21 protein-coding genes are annotated in these 16,763 nt (G+C 68.0%); 12 read left to right on the forward strand and 9 right to left on the reverse strand.

Translation table 11 applies throughout. From position 1 onward, the window contains the following. The first annotated feature begins 14 nt into the window (after window positions 1–14). The 3 genes from ACZZ93_RS05395 to ACZZ93_RS05405 all read left to right on the forward strand — a co-directional run bounded on the left by ACZZ93_RS05395 (window position 15) and on the right by ACZZ93_RS05405 (window position 1,755). Window positions 15–281 carry a glycosyltransferase family 2 protein gene (locus ACZZ93_RS05395; RefSeq protein ID WP_463510614.1) on the forward strand — a complete coding sequence of 89 codons (267 nt, stop codon included), beginning with the start codon at window positions 15–17 and terminating at the stop codon, window positions 279–281. A gap of 101 nt (window positions 282–382) precedes the next feature. Beyond that, window positions 383–961 carry a hypothetical protein gene (locus ACZZ93_RS05400; protein ID WP_463510615.1) on the forward strand — a complete coding sequence of 193 codons (579 nt, stop codon included), beginning with the start codon at window positions 383–385 and terminating at the stop codon, window positions 959–961. Between the two features lie 20 nt (window positions 962–981). Continuing rightward, window positions 982–1,755 carry an SDR family NAD(P)-dependent oxidoreductase gene (locus ACZZ93_RS05405; protein ID WP_463510616.1) on the forward strand — a complete coding sequence of 258 codons (774 nt, stop codon included), beginning with the start codon at window positions 982–984 and terminating at the stop codon, window positions 1,753–1,755. A 7-nt stretch (window positions 1,756–1,762) separates the two neighbouring features. Here the strand turns inward: ACZZ93_RS05405 and ACZZ93_RS05410 are convergent, their stop codons facing one another. Further along, on the reverse strand, window positions 1,763–3,808 hold the full coding sequence (locus ACZZ93_RS05410; RefSeq protein ID WP_053099050.1) for an ABC transporter ATP-binding protein: 2,046 nt from the start codon (window positions 3,806–3,808) through the stop codon (window positions 1,763–1,765). 241 nt (window positions 3,809–4,049) lie between these two features. Between ACZZ93_RS05410 and ACZZ93_RS05415 the strand changes: the two genes are divergently transcribed. Beyond that, window positions 4,050–5,456, forward strand: a complete 1,407-nt coding sequence (locus ACZZ93_RS05415) for an MDR family MFS transporter (RefSeq protein WP_463511724.1) — start codon at window positions 4,050–4,052, stop codon at window positions 5,454–5,456. A gap of 26 nt (window positions 5,457–5,482) precedes the next feature. On the opposite strand, the gene ACZZ93_RS05420 is transcribed toward ACZZ93_RS05415, so the two are convergent. Then, on the reverse strand, window positions 5,483–5,626 hold the full coding sequence (locus tag ACZZ93_RS05420) for a hypothetical protein (RefSeq protein ID WP_164481686.1): 144 nt from the start codon (window positions 5,624–5,626) through the stop codon (window positions 5,483–5,485). Between the two features lie 96 nt (window positions 5,627–5,722). Here ACZZ93_RS05420 and ACZZ93_RS05425 point away from each other — a divergent pair, with 96 nt between their 5' ends. Next, window positions 5,723–6,304: a 1-acyl-sn-glycerol-3-phosphate acyltransferase gene (locus ACZZ93_RS05425; protein WP_187249373.1), complete on the forward strand. Its 582-nt coding sequence runs from the start codon at window positions 5,723–5,725 to the stop codon at window positions 6,302–6,304. A 10-nt stretch (window positions 6,305–6,314) separates the two neighbouring features. Here ACZZ93_RS05425 and ACZZ93_RS05430 read toward each other — a convergent pair whose 3' ends face one another. Next, complete coding sequence (locus tag ACZZ93_RS05430; RefSeq protein WP_053095546.1) at window positions 6,315–6,536, reverse strand: hypothetical protein; 222 nt, start codon at window positions 6,534–6,536, stop codon at window positions 6,315–6,317. A 69-nt stretch (window positions 6,537–6,605) separates the two neighbouring features. Here ACZZ93_RS05430 and ACZZ93_RS05435 point away from each other — a divergent pair, with 69 nt between their 5' ends. Further along, window positions 6,606–7,139, forward strand: coding sequence for a DUF6328 family protein (locus ACZZ93_RS05435; protein WP_053095545.1), 534 nt, complete (start codon window positions 6,606–6,608; stop codon window positions 7,137–7,139). Between the two features lie 9 nt (window positions 7,140–7,148). Here the strand turns inward: ACZZ93_RS05435 and ACZZ93_RS05440 are convergent, their stop codons facing one another. Beyond that, a complete protein-coding gene (locus ACZZ93_RS05440; RefSeq protein ID WP_053095544.1) occupies window positions 7,149–7,703 on the reverse strand; it encodes a Dps family protein in 555 nt (184 codons plus the stop codon). A 96-nt stretch (window positions 7,704–7,799) separates the two neighbouring features. Here ACZZ93_RS05440 and ACZZ93_RS05445 point away from each other — a divergent pair, with 96 nt between their 5' ends. From ACZZ93_RS05445 to ACZZ93_RS05455, 3 genes are all read left to right on the forward strand, one after another. Beyond that, a complete protein-coding gene (locus ACZZ93_RS05445) occupies window positions 7,800–8,309 on the forward strand; it encodes a GNAT family N-acetyltransferase (RefSeq protein WP_463510617.1) in 510 nt (169 codons plus the stop codon). Between the two features lie 104 nt (window positions 8,310–8,413). After that, a complete protein-coding gene (locus ACZZ93_RS05450) occupies window positions 8,414–8,713 on the forward strand; it encodes a Fe-S cluster assembly protein HesB (RefSeq protein ID WP_053095543.1) in 300 nt (99 codons plus the stop codon). A gap of 131 nt (window positions 8,714–8,844) precedes the next feature. Next, window positions 8,845–9,147 (forward strand): LysR family transcriptional regulator, encoded by a 303-nt coding sequence (locus tag ACZZ93_RS05455; protein ID WP_463510618.1) that lies wholly within the window; start codon window positions 8,845–8,847, stop codon window positions 9,145–9,147. A gap of 44 nt (window positions 9,148–9,191) precedes the next feature. Here the strand turns inward: ACZZ93_RS05455 and ACZZ93_RS05460 are convergent, their stop codons facing one another. Genes ACZZ93_RS05460 through ACZZ93_RS05475 form a run of 4 tightly spaced genes read right to left on the reverse strand, consistent with a single transcriptional unit; the run spans window position 9,192 to window position 12,292 of the window. Continuing rightward, on the reverse strand, window positions 9,192–10,856 hold the full coding sequence (locus tag ACZZ93_RS05460) for an ABC-F family ATP-binding cassette domain-containing protein (RefSeq protein WP_463510619.1): 1,665 nt from the start codon (window positions 10,854–10,856) through the stop codon (window positions 9,192–9,194). A gap of 55 nt (window positions 10,857–10,911) precedes the next feature. Next, the gene (locus ACZZ93_RS05465) at window positions 10,912–11,160 is read right to left on the reverse strand and encodes a DUF4190 domain-containing protein (protein WP_463510620.1); all 249 of its coding nucleotides are present in this window, start codon (window positions 11,158–11,160) and stop codon (window positions 10,912–10,914) included. 26 nt (window positions 11,161–11,186) lie between these two features. Further along, complete coding sequence (locus ACZZ93_RS05470; RefSeq protein ID WP_463510621.1) at window positions 11,187–11,723, reverse strand: isochorismatase family protein; 537 nt, start codon at window positions 11,721–11,723, stop codon at window positions 11,187–11,189. A gap of 5 nt (window positions 11,724–11,728) precedes the next feature. Beyond that, complete coding sequence (locus tag ACZZ93_RS05475; protein WP_053095540.1) at window positions 11,729–12,292, reverse strand: alpha/beta fold hydrolase; 564 nt, start codon at window positions 12,290–12,292, stop codon at window positions 11,729–11,731. Window positions 12,293–12,524: 232 nt separating this feature from the next. Between ACZZ93_RS05475 and ACZZ93_RS05480 the strand changes: the two genes are divergently transcribed. Beyond that, the gene (locus ACZZ93_RS05480; protein WP_053099047.1) at window positions 12,525–13,631 is read left to right on the forward strand and encodes a N(5)-(carboxyethyl)ornithine synthase; all 1,107 of its coding nucleotides are present in this window, start codon (window positions 12,525–12,527) and stop codon (window positions 13,629–13,631) included. Here ACZZ93_RS05480 and ACZZ93_RS05485 read toward each other — a convergent pair. Further along, window positions 13,607–15,409 carry a GNAT family N-acetyltransferase gene (locus ACZZ93_RS05485; protein ID WP_463510622.1) on the reverse strand — a complete coding sequence of 601 codons (1,803 nt, stop codon included), beginning with the start codon at window positions 15,407–15,409 and terminating at the stop codon, window positions 13,607–13,609. The two genes, ACZZ93_RS05480 and ACZZ93_RS05485, sit on opposite strands and share 25 nt — an antisense overlap. Window positions 15,410–15,493: 84 nt before the next feature. On the opposite strand from ACZZ93_RS05485, the gene ACZZ93_RS05490 reads away from it, so the two are divergent. Both ACZZ93_RS05490 and ACZZ93_RS05495 read left to right on the forward strand, forming a co-directional pair. Continuing rightward, window positions 15,494–16,273: an alpha/beta fold hydrolase gene (locus ACZZ93_RS05490; protein ID WP_463510623.1), complete on the forward strand. Its 780-nt coding sequence runs from the start codon at window positions 15,494–15,496 to the stop codon at window positions 16,271–16,273. Window positions 16,274–16,379: 106 nt separating this feature from the next. After that, window positions 16,380–16,712 carry a hypothetical protein gene (locus tag ACZZ93_RS05495; RefSeq protein ID WP_463510624.1) on the forward strand — a complete coding sequence of 111 codons (333 nt, stop codon included), beginning with the start codon at window positions 16,380–16,382 and terminating at the stop codon, window positions 16,710–16,712. Window positions 16,713–16,763 lie beyond the last annotated feature (51 nt).

Raw genomic sequence — 16,763 nt, forward strand, 5'->3', positions numbered from 1 at the left:
CATAGACTCGGCTCGTGACCGCCTCCGCCCCGATCGTGACCCTGATCGTCCCCGGCCGCGACATCGGCGCCTTCGCTCCTGCCGCACTCGAGTCGCTGCGCTCGCAGACCGAGACGCGGTGGAACGCGATCCTCATCGACGACGGATCCAGAGACGACACGGCGGAGATCTTCGCCGCGGCCGCCGCATCGGATCCACGGTTCCGGGCGGTGCAGCACGAGGCGTCCCGCGGCCTGGGTGCCGCGCGGAACGTCGGCATCGACCTCGTCGACACTCCCTGATCGGCTTCCTCGACGGAGACGACGAACTCACGCCCTCTGCCCTCGAACGACTCGTCGGGACGCTCGCCGAGACCGGCAGCGATTTCGTCGCCGGCGCCTACGTGCGGTCGCGCTTCGACGGCGAGCGCTACGTCGCGGGGCGCGTGCAGCCGTGGGTGTCGGCAGCGACGTCGCCTGAACGACTCGCCACCACGATCGTGGAGCACCCTCGAGCGAGCGCGAACATCGTGGCTTGGTCGAAGGTCAGCCGCACCGAGTTCTGGAACGATCTGAGGTTCCCCGAGGGCGTCGCCTACGAGGATCAGGTGGTCGCCCAGCTGATGTACACACGGGCGCGCAGCTTCGATGTCATCCCCGACACCGTGGTGCGCTGGCGCCTGCGCGCGGACGGCACCTCGATCACGCAGGGGCGTGCGAAGCTCCCCGTGCTGCGCGACTATCTCACGGCTCTGCGCGGAGGAATCCGCGTGCTGCACGAGGCGGGCGCACAGGCCGCCGTCACCGCCCGTCTCGAGCTGATCCTGGCCATGGACATTCCGCCGCTGCTCGAGATCGCGCGCACGCACACCGAACCGGACTACTCAGACGAGGTCGACGCGTTCGTCGCCGAGATCGAAGCACTCCCCGAGCACGCCGCCGCCCGCCCCGATCCCGCCCTCACCGCCGCGCTGGCGTGGTGAGACGCGCACTCTGGAGACCGATGAACCAGTACCTCGCCGACCTCTTCTCGCTCGAGGGTCGCACCGCCGTCGTCACGGGTGGCAGCTCGGGCATCGGACGCGGCATCGCGACGGCACTCGCGAGCGCAGGCGCCTCGACCGTGATCGTGGCGCGCGGTGAAGCGCGGATTGCTGAGACCGTGGCGGAGCTCACCCGCGCCGGATGCCGAGCGGCAGGAGTCGTCGGAGACCTCGGCACGCGGGAGGGAATCCGAGCCCTCGCTGAAGCGGCCGTCGAGCCGTTCGGCGAGCCGGACATCCTGGTGAACTCCGCAGGGATCAACATCCGCCCGCCGTTCTCCGAGATCACCGAGGACGACTGGGACGCGACGATGACCGTGAATGCGCTCGCCCCTTTCCTGCTCGGCCAGCGCTATGCCACCGGCATGGCCGAGCGGGGCTACGGGCGCCTGATCCACATCAGCTCACAGCAGGCGCACCGCGCGTTCGTCGGCAGCGGCGTCTACGGCGCCTCGAAGGGAGCCGTGGAGTCGCTGATGCGCTCGGAGGCCGAGGCATGGGGAGGCACCGGAGTCACGAGCAACAGTCTCGTCCCGGGGTTCGTGCTCACCCCGCTCAACGCCCGGCTGCAGGAGGACCCCGAGCAGATCGCCGCCCTCGCCGCACGGACCATGATCGGACGCAACGGACTGCCGTCGGATTTCGCGGCCGCGGCCGTGTTCCTCGCCGGCGCCGGCTCGAGCTACGTCACCGGGCAGTCGCTGTTCATCGACGGCGGCCTGTCGGTGCACTGAGCACGTCTCACCCCTCGGCCGGGTAGACCCGCTCGTCGGCACGGGACACGTCGAGCAGCGGAACCGGAGCGGTGAGCGCGTCGACCGCATCCGCCCCGGCGGAATCCTCCGGAGCCCGGTCGGCCCGACGGTGGGCGAGGGCCGCGCGCACGCCTCCCGAGACGGCCGTCTCGACGGCCCTCTCCGTATCGAGCACACGCGAAGCGGCCACCTGCTGCGCGGCGAGCTCGGCATAGAGACCGCCCCGCGCGAGGAGCTCTGCGTGAGTGCCCGACTCCACGATCAGGCCGGCTTCGACGACATGGATGACGTCGGCCCCCATGATCGTCGAGAGTCGATGCGCGATCGTCAGCGTCGTGCGCCCCTTGGCCGCTTCGTCCAACGCCTCCTGCACGACGCGCTCCGACACCGTGTCGAGAGCGGACGTCGCTTCGTCGAGCAGCAGCACGGGCGGATCCTTCAACAGCACTCGGGCGATCGCGATGCGCTGCTTCTCACCGCCCGAGAGACGGTATCCCCGTTCTCCGACCACGGTGTCATAGCCGTCTTCGAACCCGCTGATGATGTGATGGATGTTCGCTGCGGTGCAGGCGGCGATCATCTCCTCGTCCGTCGCGTCGGGTCTGGCGTACAGCAGGTTCTCGCGGATCGTCGCGTGGAACAGGTACGTCTCCTGCGAGACGATGCCGACCTGGTCGATGATCGACTCCTGCGTGAGGGTCTTCACGTCCGCTCCCGCGAACAGCACCGCGCCGCCATGCGCCTCGTACAGTCTCGGCGCCAGATACAGCACCGTCGTCTTGCCCGCACCCGAGGGACCGACGAATGCGACGTGCTGACCGGGCTCGGCCACGAAGGAGACGCCCTGCAGGGTGGGGCGAGCATCGGGTGCCGCGTCCGGATAGCGGAAGACGACGTCGGCGAACTCGATCCGTCCCCGTGGCCCCGGCGCTTCAGCGACCGTGATCGCATCCGGGGCGTCCTGGATCTCGGGCACCAGGTCGAGGTACTCGAAGATGCGCGCGAACAGCGCAGACGACGTCTGGAGGTCGAGCGACACCCGCATGAGGCCCATCAGCGGCTGCAGCAGACGGGCCTGGACGGTCGTGAAGGCGACGACGGTTCCCGCGGTGATCGCGCCGGTGCCGCCGGCGATCAGGTAGCCCGAGACGAGGTAGATGACCGCGGGGACGCTCGCCATCAGCACCTGGACGACCGCGAAGAAGCCCTGCCCGCTCATCGCCCGCCGTACCTGCAGCCTCACCTGGTTGCGGTTCTCGGCCTGGTATCGCTGCGATTCGGTGCGCTGTCGGTTGAACGCCTTCGACAGGAGCATCCCCGACACGCTCAGAGTCTCCTGCGTGATGGAGGTGAGCTCGGACAGCGACTCCTGGGTCTCGCCGGCGATGCGCGCACGGACCTGCCCCACGCGTCGTTGCACGATGATGAGGAACGGCATGAGCACGACAGCGATCAGCGTGAGTCGCCAATCGATCAGGATCATCGCGACGAGGGAGGCGATGACCGTCACGACATTGCCGAGGATGCTGGTCACGGTGTTGGTCAGGACGCCCGAGACGCCGCCGACGTCGTTCTGCAGACGCGACTGGATGACGCCGGTCTTCGTCCGGGTGAAGAATCCGAGCTCCATGGCCTGCAGATGCTCGAACAGCCGGACCCGCAGATCGCCCGTGACGCTGTTGCCGACGGTCGAGGTGAGCCAGGTCTGCGCGACGCCGAGGACGGCGGAGAGGAGGAAGAGCCCGACCATCGCCGAGACCAGCCAGATCAGGAGCTGCAGCTGGGGGCCACCGCCGTCGACGGGGAAGAGCGCGTCGTCGAAGATGCGCTGCACGATCAGCGGCGGGATCACGGCGATGGCGGCGCCGATCACGACCAATACGCCGGTCCAGAAGATGCGCCAGCGGTACGGACGGAACAGCGCGATCACCCTGGATCCGAGCCCGCTGATGCGCGGTGCCTCGGCGTTGAGCCGACGCTGTGCGCTCTCGTCCACACCGCGGAATCCCCCGCGTCCACCACCCATGCTCATGTCGCCAGCGTAGTCAGCACGCATGACCCCGGGACGCGCTCAGCGCGGGCGTCCGTCCGCTGAGAGCGGATTCAAAGGGATCCGGAATGAAATGTCCGAACCTGTGGTTACGCTGAGTGGTCCCCGCGCACTCGCGCGATCTCCCCTCTCTTCAGTGCCTTGGAGGCCGTATGTCTGCCGTCGACACCGGGTCGATCACCACGCCCCTCCCGCGCGCAGCGGCGAGATCGCCCGCAGCGACATGCGCGTGATCTGGCTCCTGCTCGTCGCCGCGTTCGTCGCGATCCTCAACGAGACCACGATGGGCATCGCGATCCCCCATCTGAACGTCGATCTGGGCATCCCGCCCGAGCTCGGCCAGTGGCTGACGAGCGCATTCATGCTCACCATGGCGGTCGTCATCCCGACGACCGGGTTCATCCTGCAGCGCTTCACGACCCGTCAGGTCTTCATCGCCGCGATGATCTCGTTCTCGCTCGGAACCCTGGTCGCCCTCGTGGCGCCCGGATTCGAGATCCTCCTCGCCGGCCGCGTCATCCAGGCCGCCGGCACGGGCATCATGATGCCGCTCCTCATGACCACCATCATGAACGTCGTCCCCGCCCAGTCGCGCGGACGCATGATGGGGCGCGTCGGACTCGTCATCTCGCTCGCTCCCGCGATCGGACCGACGCTCGCCGGTGCGGTCCTCGAGACGCTCCACTGGCGTGCGCTGTTCGCGATCATCCTGCCCATCGCGCTCGTCTCGCTGCTCATCGGCGTCAAGTGGATGACCAACCTGGGTGAGACCCGCGTGGTCCCCCTCGATGTCGTCTCCATCCCGCTCGCCGCTCTCGGATTCGGCGGCATCGTCTTCGGTCTCAGCCAGTTCGGCGGCGAAGGCGGATCCGGCGAGACCGCCGGTGTCGTCGCTCTCGTCGTGGGTGCCGTCGCACTCGCGCTGTTCGTGTGGCGCCAGCTGGTGCTGCAGCGGGTCGACGACGCACTGCTCGACCTGCGCGTGTTCCGCTCGGCGAACTTCACGTTCTCGGTCGTCATCATGACGATCCTCGCGCTGTCGATGTTCGGGACGCTGACCCTTCTGCCGCAGTACCTGCAGAACGTCGCCGGCCTCAACGCCCTCGAGTCCGGCCTCATCCTCCTTCCCGGTTCGGTGCTGATGGGCCTGCTCGGCCCCATCATGGGTCGGGTGTACGACGCACGCGGCACTCGCCCGCTGCTGATCCCCGGAACGATCCTGGTGTCGGCCGCGCTGTTCTACTACTCGACCGTCGGCGAGCACACCGTGTGGTGGGTCCTCATCATCGTGCAGGCGGCCATGTCGGTCGGACTCGCGATGTCGTTCACGCCGTTGTTCTCCGCGTCGCTCGGGTCGCTGCAGCGTTCGCTGTACTCACACGGCTCCGCTGTGCTGAACACCCTCCAGCAGGTCGGTGGCGCGGCGGGCGTGGCGGTGCTGACGGTGACGTACTCCGCCATCCTGCACGCCGGAGAAGCCGAAGGGCTCCCCACGGCGGTCGCCGGTGCGCCGGGTGCCCGCATGGCATTCCTCATCGCCGCGATCATCTCGCTGGCTGCGGTGGCGCTGAGCCCCTTCGTCCGCAAGCCGGCAGACGACGTCTCCGGCGGAGCGCACGGCGGGCACTGATCGTCCCGCTGCGGCGGCGTCTCCTGCTACTGCGTCTTCGGCGCAGGGAAGTGGCAGACGCCGCCGCTGCAGTACCCGGCGGCGTCGTCATCAAGCAGGTTCGGAGTTCCGGTCAGCGGCTGAAGCACGGTCGGTGCGTCCTGCTCGGCGGAGTCCTGTGTCTTGGCCATCACTCGATCGTACGCCTGTGGCGACGGCATGGCGCGGAAATGCGGCGGCGGCCGGGGGGCGGCTGATCATCAGACGTTCTGCCCTACGGTGGACGAGTGCTCAAACGACTCCTCGCCCGCTTCTTCTGGGCAGTCAGCCGCTGGACCCTCACCGCCGAGGCCACTCCTCAGAGACCCACCATCCTCATCGGTGCGCCGCACACGTCCAACTGGGACTTCGTGCTCATGCTGGCGATCGCGTGGAGACTGGGCATCGAGGTGCACTGGCTCGGCAAGAACAGCCTGTTCCGCGGGTGGCGGGGTCCGATCATGCGTCGTCTCGGCGGCATCGCCGTCGACCGCGCCGACCCGGCGCGGGTCGTCAACGACGTCGTGGAGCAGGTCCATTCCGGCGGCGTCTTCGGCCTCGTGATCACGCCCGACGGCACTCGCGGGGGCAACGAGTACTGGAAGTCCGGCTTCTATCGGATCGCACGAGAGACCGGGATGCCGGTGACTCTCGGTTTCGTCGACCGCACCACGATGACCACCGGACTCGGCCCCACGATCGAGCTGACGGGGGACGTCGCCGCCGACATGGACAGGATCCGGGCGTTCTACGCAGACAAGGCCGGTCTCCGTCCCGAACGCCGCACCGTTCCGCGGCTGCGCGAGGAGCACGCGAACGGCGACAGCTGACAACGCCGTTTCAAGCCGAGTCCTCCTGCTCGATCTCCGACCGGGCCTCGGAACGGGCGTACTCGAGATCGTCGTCGGACAGCGTCTCGGCCATGCCGACCACAGCCCCGGTGATCGTCCTGATCTCATCCCGCGTCCGCTCGCCGAGGTGCGGCGCGGTGTCTCCGAGCACCTCGACTCGCGCCTCGAGCGACAGCCCGGGCCACCACTCGCGGATCGGTGGAAGCGTCATCCCCTGCTCCTCGAGTGCATCTGCGCAAGAGTCTGGACAGACTCCGAGCGGTGCCGCAAAACTGACTGCATGGAACCCGACCACCGATCTGCACCGTCGAGCGAGCTCGACGACCGACGAGACGGACGCGACGAGACTCGGAACGAGCGCGCCGACCGCAACTGGGAGGAGCTCCTGCAGGAGCTGCGAGTGATGCAGACCGGTACGCAGATCCTCACCGGATTCCTGCTGGCCGTCGCCTTCACTCCCCGCTTCGAGGACATGGACGAGGTCCAGCGGGATCTGTACGTGGTGCTGGTGGCACTCGCCGCGCTGGCGACGATCCTGGCGCTCGCGCCGGTGGGCATGCATCGGGCGCTGTTCGGTCGCCGCCGCAAACCCGAACTCGTCCGGGTGGCCGCTCGGATTGTGAAGATCGACCTCGTGGCGATCTCCGCACTGACGATCGGTGTGACCACCCTCATCATCGACTTCACCGTCGATCGCGCCGCCGGGCTCATCGCGCTCGTCTCCTCACTGGTCGCGGTCCTCCTTCTCTGGCTCGTCCTCCCGCGCCTGGTCCGGCGAGAGGCCGACCGTACGCGGGAGGACGAGCGAGAGTGAGACGTCAGCTCAGCTGGTCGCGGGAGTGCGGTTCTCGGCACTCACCATCCACGCGAACTGCTCCAGGCTCTCGAGCACCGCGTGCAGGATGTCGGCCGACGTGGGGTCTTCCTCGTCGACGGCATCGTGCACGTCGCGGATCGTCCCGATCGTCGCCTCGAGGCGCGCGGTGATGAGGTCGATCGTGTCGGTCGTCGAGACCTCGCCCATCGGGAACGCGGGAAGAGAGGTCGATTCCGCGATCGTGTCCGTGCGTCCGTCGGGCACCGCGTGCAGTGCCCGCATCCGCTCGGCGACCGTGTCGCTGAACGTGCGCGCGGCGTCGATGATCTCGTCGAGCTGACGGTGGGTGTCGCGGAAGTTGCGTCCGACGACGTTCCAGTGAGCCTGCTTGCCCTGTAGTGAGAGCTCGATCAGGTCGACCAGCACGAGCTGCAGGTTCGCGGCGAGGGTGGGCGACGCCGTGAATCCCTTCTCGGCGTTCTGCCTTCTCGTCGTCTTCGCTCCGCGCTTGGATGCGGTGCCGGTCTTGGACGCGCTCTTGGACGTGCTCTTCTCAGCCATGAGTCCTCCTGGGGTTGGAAACTGCGAGACTAGCTCCGCTCGCGACCCGTATCGAGGGGGTTGACAGTCCCCCCGGTCTCATCAGATCGTGGCGCAGTGACGAAATCAGAGAGAGCACAGACCGAGATCGACGACCACGCATCGGATGTGGTGATCGGCCCGACCTCGGAGTCGGATGCGGGTGAGGTGCTCACCCTGCAGCGCGCGGCGTTCGTGTCGGAGGCGCAGATCTACGGCAGCGCCGATATGCCCCCGCTGACCCAGACGCTCCCCGAAGTGGAGGCCGAGCTGCGTTCCAGCAGCGGCCTCGCGGCGCGGAAGGACGGACGGCTGGTCGGGGTCATCCGGTTCGTCGAGGACGACGGCGTGCTGCTGATCGGCAGGATCGCGATCGCGCCCGACATGCAGGGAGAGGGCATCGGGCGCACGCTGCTCGACGCGGCCGAACGCGCGTCGAGCGCGGATGTGGCCGAGCTCTTCACCGGCAGTCTGAGCGAGGCCAACATCCGCCTGTACGAGTCATGCGGATACGAGAAGGCCGAGCGCGTGCCGCAGGGCGACGGAACCGAGCAGGTGTTCCTGAGAAAACCTCTGCATCAGGTGTGAGACCCCTCTGAACGGGCGCGTCGGGTTGAATCGTCCCGCCGAGTGCGGAATCGTGGCCCGTCACGCCGCACCCACGTCGTGACCGCAACCGGAAGGAGAGTCTTGTGCTCACCCTCACCGATAACGCCACCGCAATCGTGAACACCCTCGTCAGCCGTCAGACCGACGCTGACGACGCCGGGCTTCGCATCCACTCCACGCCCGCCCCTGGACCGGATGGGGGTGCGCGCCTCGCCGTCCTCGTGACGCCGGACCCGGAACCCGACGACCAGGTCGTCGAGGTGTCGGGCACCCGACTCTTCCTCGATGAGACCGCCGCAGCCGCGCTCGATGACAAGGTGCTCGACGCCGGCGTCGATGACGAGGGATCCGTGTCCTTCGCCGTGCTTCCGCAGGTCTCCTGAGGAGATCCGCCACCGGATGCCGCGGCTCATCGAGCCGCGGCATCCGTGCGTCTGGGACTGCCGCGCATCCGCCTCGCGTAGGTTAGACGGAGACCCGTGATCGTCGCGGATCCAGAAGGACCGTTCCCCGCATGAAGCTGGCATTGCTCCGTCGCTACGTCGTCCTCGCTGAGACGCTGCACTTCCCCCGAGCCGCTTCCCAGCTGGGCATTCCCCTGGCCTCCCTGTACACCTCTCTCGACAAGCTCGAGGACGAGGTCGGACACACGCTGATCAATCGCGAAGGGACGCCGCGACTCACGAACGTGGGAGAGCTGTTCCTCGCTGAAGCGCAGGCGACCGTGGCCGCCGCTCCCCGCCCGCGCCGAAGACGGCGGGCCCGGCGGGCGGCAAGGCCAAGGCGTCCAAGGGCAAAGGTCGCGCGCCCATCGTGAAGGGTCAGCCGAAGCCCTACAAGAAGCGTCAGGGTCGCTGAGCCTCAGCGTTCGGTGACCTGGCCGCTCTCGACGGACCACCGCCGATCGGTCTGGACGGCCTCCAGCATCCGTCGGTCGTGCGTGACCAGCAGCAGAGTTCCGGTGTACGACTGGAGCGCCTGCTCGAGCTGTTCGATCGCCGGCAGGTCGAGGTGGTTGGTCGGCTCGTCGAGGACGAGCAGATTGACTCCCCGCGCCTGCAGCAGCGCCAGTGCCGCCCGCGTGCGTTCACCCGGTGACAGGGCTTCGACGGAACGCGTGACGTGGTCTGCCCTCAGACCGAACTTCGCCAGCAGAGTGCGCACCTCGGCCGACGACATCTCGGGCACGAGAGCCTCGAACGCATCGGCGAGCGCAGAATCGCCGATCAGCAGCGACCGAGCCTGGTCGATCTCGCCGATCTGCACGCTGCTCCCGAGCGCCGCGGTCCCCTCGACGGGTTGCTGTCGTCCGAGGAGCCCACGGAGCAGAGTCGACTTGCCGGCGCCGTTGGGACCGGTGATTCCGATGCGGTCGCCGACGTCCACCTGCAGCGACAGCGGCCCCAGCGTGAACGCGCCCTGCTGGAAGACCGCACCGTTGAGTGTCGAGACCACGCTGCTCGATCGGGGCGCCGAGCCGATCGAGAACTCCAGCTGCCATTCCTTGCGCGGCTCCTCGACCTCGTCGAGGCGGGCGATCCGGCTCTCCATCTGACGCACCTTCTGCGCCTGCTTCTCGCTCGACTCCGTCGACGCCTTGCGCCTGATCTTGTCGTTGTCCGGAGCCTTCTTCATCGCGTTCCGGACGCCCTGGCTCGACCATTCTCGCTGGGTGCGCGCCCGCGCGACGAGGTCCGCCTTCTTGTCGGCGAACTCGTCGTACTTCTCCCGCAGGTGCCGACGCACGACGGCGCGTTCCTCGATGTAGGCGTCGTAGCCGCCCCCGTAGAGACGATTCGATCCCTGGGCGAGATCGAGTTCGAGCACGCGGGTGACGCTGCGAGCCAGGAACTCGCGGTCGTGGCTGACGAGAACGACGCCGCCGCGGAGACCGCGTACGAACGCCTCGAGGCGCTCCAGCCCATCGAGGTCGAGGTCGTTGGTCGGCTCGTCGAGGAAGACGATGTCGAACCGCGACAGCAGCAGTGCGGCGAGTCCGACGCGAGCCGCCTGGCCGCCGGACAGGCCGGTCATGAGCGCGTCCTCCGCGACGCCGCTCGTGCTCGGGAGTCCGAGGTCGGCGAGCACCGCAGGGATGCGCTCCTCGAGATCGGCGGCACCGCTCGCGAGCCACCGATCGAGCGCCTGAGAATAGGTGTCGGCGGGGTCCGTGCCCGCCGGGGCGAGCGTGGGATCGCCGAGCGCCGCTGCAGCGGCATCCATCTCACTCGTCGCCGTCGCGCAGCCCGTGCGGCGCGCGATGTATCCCGCCACCGTCTCGCCGTCGACGCGCTCATGCTCCTGAGGCAGCCAGCCGACGAAAGCGTCGGTGGGCGCGAGCGAGATCGACCCACCCATCGGCGCATCCACACCGGCGAGCAGGCGGAGCAGAGTCGATTTCCCCGCGCCGTTCGCGCCTACCACGCCGATGACGTCACCGGGAGCGACAGTCAGGTCGAGGCCCTCGAAGAGGATGCGGTGGCCGTAGCCGCCTGCCAGGTTCTGGGCGACGAGGGTGGCGGTCATCAGACCAGTCTGTCAGGCTCACGGCTGGTCCACGCCCGCCCCGGCCCGGTGACCGTCAGGCCACGGCACGGAGGAAGAGCGAGAACCAGAGGATGAAGAAGGCGACCTGAGCGAGCGTGCCGAGGATGCCGATCACCATCGCCCACCGAGCGAGGCCCCGGCCGGACTCGGTGTTCCCGGGAGCGTCCAGCTGTCGGCGCGCGAAGATCGACAGGATCACACCCGCGAGAGGGATCACGAACGCGGCGATGAAGCCCACCAGGGCGAGCAGGTTCGTCTTGGCCTGAGCTGCATACTGGGTCACGAGATCAATATAGGGCGCGGCTCTCGTCAGAGCGCGACCTGATCATGCGTCGCGATCGCGAACTCCTGCCCGGGATACCGCAGTCCCGAGAAGTACATGTTCGTGTGCGCGACGATCTGCTCACCTGAGATCGGCACGCCGTCCCACTCCGTGTCGACCGTCGTGTGCGCGTCACTCACGAGGGTCACGTCATAGCCTTCCGCCGCCGCGCGCTGCATCGTGGTGCGTACGCAGAAGTCGGACTGCGCGCCGGTGATCACCAGTCGTGTCGCGCCGAGGGCGTCCAGGGTCTCGCGCAGGTTCGTGTCGGCGAAGGAGTCGCGGTAGCTCTTGCGAACCAACGGCTCTCCTTCGTGCCGCCGCAGCGGCGCGGCGAGCTCCCACTCGGGTGTGCCCACTCCGACGGGGTCGTGGTGGACCCAGACCACGGGAACCCCACCGTCGCGAGCGCGCTCGACGAGGCTTGCGGCACGCGCGAGCACACTGTGCTCGTCGAAGCATCCCGGCATCACGCCGGCCTGCAGGTCGATCGCGAGGACGACAGTGCGGCCAGATGATGGCATCCGAGTCAGTCCCAGTCCAGGTATTCCTCGATGATCACGCCGGTCTCGATCGGGTGGTGCATCGGGAACAGGTGGTCGCCGGCGATCGTCTTGATGCTGGAACGGTCAGGCATCGTGGCCTGCAACGCCTCGGCAGTGGCGGCCGGGGTGTCGGTGTCTTCGGTTCCCTGAACGATCAGCACGGGGATCGCCGGTGCGACGGCGATGTCGACGTCCTCGACGCCGAGCAGCAGCAGACCGTTGGCCCGGTCGCTGTGCGCTGCCACGAGGGCGCGTGCGATCGTCCCACCGAAGCCATGACCGCCGACCCAGGTGTCCTCGATTCCGACGTGATCGATCACGTCGATGACGTCGTCGACACGCTCGTCGAGCGAGGCATCGGATGCCGCGCGGTGTCCGATCCGCAGCACATGGAAACCCGCCTCTTCGGCGAGATAGTGCGCGGCGACGCCCAGCACGTCGGCGGCGAGTCCCTGCTCCTGGATCAGAACCAGCTTGACCGGACCGTCTCCCTCATCCACGAAGGGGATCGCGCGGCCCTCTGGCTCGAAGATCTGGGTATCGGTCATGGGCGCGCGGCTCCTCGTTCGGATGTCAGGGATCGCTTTCCAGCGTAGTCGAGCCCGTCGGCGGAGATCGGCCCCGCCCCACCTCAGGCGCGCAGGGGCGTAGAGTCAGGCCAGGAGCTGACTCTGGTTCCCCGAAGATGGGAACCCGTTGTCAGACACGACACGCTCGTCCGTCCATACCCCGACCTCCGGCCCGGAGCTTCTGACCCTCGGCCTGCTGGCGAACTCCTCGATGGAGAACGAACGGCGCCTCCCGATCCATCCCCGCCATCTCGACCGCATCGACGCGGATGTGCGCGCTCGCATGATCGTCGAGCACGGGTACGGCGCCGACTTCCAGCTGGAGCCCGGCTATGTGGAGTCCCGCGTGGGCCGGGTCGCCGCGCGGTCTGACGTGCTCGCCTCCGCTGACGTGCTGCTGCTGCCCAAGCCGCAGCTCGCGGATGTCGCCGAGATCAGCGCTGGCGGCATCCTGTGGGGCTGGCCGCACTGCGTGCAGGACGTCGCTCTCACGCAGACCGCGATCGACAGCCGTCTCACGCTGATCGCCTTCGAGGCCATGAACCACTGGACCCCGCAGGGAGACATGAGCCTGCACGTCTTCCACAAGAACAACGAGCTGGCCGGCTACTGCTCGGTCATCCATGCGATGAGCCTCGTCGGCTCGACCGGGGACTACGGCCCGCGCCTGCGCGCAGTCGTCATCGGCTTCGGGGCGACGGCACGCGGCGCGGTGACGGCATTGAATGCTCACGGGGTGCACGACATCGAAGTCCTCACTCAGCGCGGGGCGGCCGCCGTGGGCTCCCCCATCCACAACTCGCACCTCACTCAGCTGAACACCGACGACGGCCCCACGCACCTCAGCGAGGTCGAGACGGAGGACGGCTCCGTGCTGCTCCCCGACTTCCTGGCGACGTACGACATCGTCGTGAACTGCACCCTGCAGGATGTCGCGGCGCCGTTGACGTATCTGCGCACCGAGGACCTGTCCCGTTTCGCCTCGGGCAGCCTGATCATCGATGTGTCGTGCGACGAGGGCATGGGCTTCGAGTGGGCGACCCCGACGACCTTCGACGAGCCGATGTTCACGGTGGGTCAGGGCGTGAACTACTACGCCGTCGACCACAGCCCGTCGTATCTCTGGAACTCGGCCACGTGGGACATCAGCGAAGCTCTCCTGCCTTTCCTCCGCACTGTGCTCGAAGGCCCCGACGCGTGGGCCGAGAGCTCGACGCTCACACGCGCGATCGAGATCCGCGACGGAATGATCCAGAACCCGAGCATCCTGAGCTTCCAGGGACGATCGACGGATTACCCGCACGCCCTGGCAGTGTGACGCGCGCTAGATGTTCCGTTTGAGCCCGACGTGGGCCGTCTGGTAGCCGAGCCGGGTGTAGAACGCGCGGGTGCGATCCCGAGCCTCGTCTGTGGTGATCTGTGACAGCGTCGCCCCCGCGCACGACCGAACTCGTGCGCCCACTCCAGCATCGCCGCGCCCAGGCCCCGTGATCGCTCCGCCGTCGCGACACGCAGTCCCTCGATCTGCAGTCGGGTCGACCCGCCGCGAGAGAGCCCCGGGATGACGGTCAACTGCATGGTGGCGACGATGCGGTCGGCGCTGTCCCGGACGACCCCCAGGTAGTTGGATGCGTCGCGGATGACGGCGCGGAAGCCCGCCTCGTATCGGTCGAGTTCGACACTCTCACGGTCTGCACCGAATCGATCGTCCGACAGCAGCGCTGCGATCGCCTCGATGTCATCCCGAGTCGCCCGCTCGACACGGAAGGTTCGGCCCGCCACCTGCAGTCGTCCCCGCACTGAGGACCGCGCGTCGGCCTGCATCCTGGCTACGAGCAGGTCGAGCCATCCGCCGACATTGGTGCGAGCCTCTGCGGTGTCGGGATAGCGGCATCTCAGGTGCAGACCGGACTCGTCCAGGATGAACCACAGCATGACGCCGTCGGTGTCGGTTGCCGCGCTGACGTACTGGGCGTCGAGCCCGACGGAGTCGATCCGCACGGGCAGCCTGCGCAGATCCAGCCACGAGATCGCGAACATCCCTGGAGCCACCGGCATCCCACCCCACGGTGCGAGCACATCTGCGAGCGGCCACGCACCGAGTTGTACTGCTTCCTTGACGGCCGCTGCTGCAGCGTGCGGTTCGGCGAGCTCCGATTCGAGGACGGAATTCGTGATGAACCAGCCGACCGAGTCATGCCAGTCGTCCTCGAAGCGACTGTGCACGGGAAACACGGCTCGCAGCGCAGTACCCGCGACTTCGCGCGTCACCGCAGTCATCGCGACGACCGCAGATGCGAGCGTGGAGACGCCATCGTCACGGGCCTGCGCGGCGAATGCCGCGGCGTCGTCGACATCGAACACATCGCGCACTTCCACGCGCTCGCGATGTGGCTCGGGTGCGCCCAGCGACAGGGGGAACTGCGGCATCACACCGCCGCTGTCCGCGATGATCGCTTCCCATCGCCGCCGCACGTGGTCCGGTGCAGGGTCCTTGTCCAGCAGCGCCTGCGTGTGTTCGACGAACGCCGGCGCCGACCTCGGCGTCGACATCGGCTTCGCGCCCGTCTTGCCCGCGTCCAGCGCGGACAGCAGATCGCGCACGATCACGAGCATCGACCACATGTCGACGTGCGCGTGGTCCGCCGCGATCACGACCGTGAGCCCCGCAGCGGTCTCCAGCACGCACAGCCGATGGGACGGACGTCCGTACGGGGAGCACTCCGCGTCGAGGATATCGCGCAGCGCGTCATTGACCGCCTGACCAGGGCCCACCTGGTGCTCGACCCAGCTTCCGGGGCTGATCCCGATCTCGTGAAGCGTCGGATCGCCATCCGCACCACGTGCGAAGGCCGATCGCAGCGTGCCATGTCGAGCGACGACAGCCAGCCACGCATCCGCGATCGACTCACGATCGGTCTGTGCGGGCAACCGGAACGACAGAGCCATCCAGGAGCCGGGTCGGTCACCCGCCCCCACATGCAGTCGCTGGTCGAACGACACGGGGAGTCGCCGCCCGAGCGCAGACGCGCTGACGTCGTACCCCCAGAGCCGTCCGAAGGGGAGGCGGAGGTGCGTGACGTTGGTCAGTCGCATGGGTAGCACCATATCGTCCGGATAACCTGATCACTCAACACGACTGCCCGAGCAGACTCGCTCAGTCATCGATCGAGGAGCCTGATGCCCACCTTCGAGGTACCCGGAGCCGAGCTGGCTGTCGCCCTGAGCGATGAAGGCGGGCACCCCGTCGTCCAGCTGCATGGCCTCACGTCGAGTCGGGCCCGCGACCGGGTGCTCAATCTCGACCTCGGTCGCGGACTGAGCGGAACTCGACTCCTGCGGTACGACGCACGCGGCCATGGCCGTTCGACCGGGCGGAAGGTTGCCGACGACTATCGCTGGCCGAACCTGGCGGATGATCTTCTGCGGTTGCTCGATCATTGGTTCCCCGGCGAGCGCGTCCACGGGGTCGGCCCCTCGATGGGTGCCGCGACCCTTCTGCACGCTGCGTCGCTCGAGCCGGACCGCTTCACCGGACTCACACTCATGGTGCCGCCCACCGGGTGGAAGACCAGACCCGATCAAGCGGATATCTACCGAGCCGCGGCTGCGCTGATCGAAGCCGATGGTGTCGAGGCGTTCCTCGCCGGCACGCGCGGATCGACGCCACCCCCGGCCACCGTCTCGGCCACGGAGACATGGCCCGACGTCGCCGATGCCCTTCTGCCGTCGTTGTTTCGCGGTGCAGCGCTCAGCGACCTGCCCGCCCCTGAGGTGGTCGCAGGGATCGATGTGCCGACGACGATATTGGCCTGGGTGGACGACCCCGGCCACCCGCTGTCGACCGCAGAATCCCTCGCCGAGCTGCTCCCGCACGCGACCCTGACGGTCGCCCGCACTCCTGCAGATGTCGAAGCCTGGCCCGAGCTCTTGAGTCAGGATGTCGAGCGTCGCAGCTAGACCGGCTGTGCGCGCCGAGTTCGATCGCGGCTCCCCGGCATGGCGATCATCGCCCGTCGCTGTCACGCTCGTATCCGCACCGACCGCGCAGTGATATCTTCATGCGGTGAGGCCAGAATTCGGGGATACCGCAGACGCGACTTTCGCCGTCACCCTCGTGGTGGACATGCCGATCACCAAGCTCCATGCGCTGGACGTCATCGCTTTCGCGGCGGACAGCGCCATCCGAGACGCCCGCACCGCGTCCCCTCGGGTACCGCTGTCGCCCGACGCCTGGGCAGAGGTGCAGATCCCACGTTTCGCGGATCCGCCGCCGATCGCCATCGACGTCTGCTCTGACGCAAGCGTCGACGTCGCGAGCGCTGCCGCCGACCGCCTCGCGGAGGCACTGACGCAGGTCGGCTGGACCGTGCGTGCTCGACGTAGCGACGAGATCTGATTCGCACCCCGCGGCTTCGTGCGCGCCCGTGCCGATCTCCTCAGCACTCCG

The organism is Microbacterium sp. AC026, from assembly GCF_979258475.1.

Coding starts and splice junctions, on each gene's coding strand:
- ACZZ93_RS05455 (WP_463510618.1), top strand. CDS start 8,845: ATGAAGCTGGCATTGCTCCGTCGCTACGTCGTCCTCGCTGAGACGCTG.
- ACZZ93_RS05415 (WP_463511724.1), top strand. CDS start 4,050: ATGCGCGTGATCTGGCTCCTGCTCGTCGCCGCGTTCGTCGCGATCCTC.
- ACZZ93_RS05440 (WP_053095544.1), bottom strand. CDS start 7,703: ATGGCTGAGAAGAGCACGTCCAAGAGCGCGTCCAAGACCGGCACCGCA.
- ACZZ93_RS05410 (WP_053099050.1), bottom strand. CDS start 3,808: ATGAGCATGGGTGGTGGACGCGGGGGATTCCGCGGTGTGGACGAGAGC.
- ACZZ93_RS05405 (WP_463510616.1), top strand. CDS start 982: ATGAACCAGTACCTCGCCGACCTCTTCTCGCTCGAGGGTCGCACCGCC.
- ACZZ93_RS05435 (WP_053095545.1), top strand. CDS start 6,606: ATGGAACCCGACCACCGATCTGCACCGTCGAGCGAGCTCGACGACCGA.
- ACZZ93_RS05470 (WP_463510621.1), bottom strand. CDS start 11,723: ATGCCATCATCTGGCCGCACTGTCGTCCTCGCGATCGACCTGCAGGCC.
- ACZZ93_RS05460 (WP_463510619.1), bottom strand. CDS start 10,856: ATGACCGCCACCCTCGTCGCCCAGAACCTGGCAGGCGGCTACGGCCAC.
- ACZZ93_RS05430 (WP_053095546.1), bottom strand. CDS start 6,536: ATGACGCTTCCACCGATCCGCGAGTGGTGGCCCGGGCTGTCGCTCGAG.
- ACZZ93_RS05485 (WP_463510622.1), bottom strand. CDS start 15,409: ATGCGACTGACCAACGTCACGCACCTCCGCCTCCCCTTCGGACGGCTC.
- ACZZ93_RS05490 (WP_463510623.1), top strand. CDS start 15,494: ATGCCCACCTTCGAGGTACCCGGAGCCGAGCTGGCTGTCGCCCTGAGC.
- ACZZ93_RS05420 (WP_164481686.1), bottom strand. CDS start 5,626: ATGGCCAAGACACAGGACTCCGCCGAGCAGGACGCACCGACCGTGCTT.
- ACZZ93_RS05480 (WP_053099047.1), top strand. CDS start 12,525: ATGGAGAACGAACGGCGCCTCCCGATCCATCCCCGCCATCTCGACCGC.
- ACZZ93_RS05475 (WP_053095540.1), bottom strand. CDS start 12,292: ATGACCGATACCCAGATCTTCGAGCCAGAGGGCCGCGCGATCCCCTTC.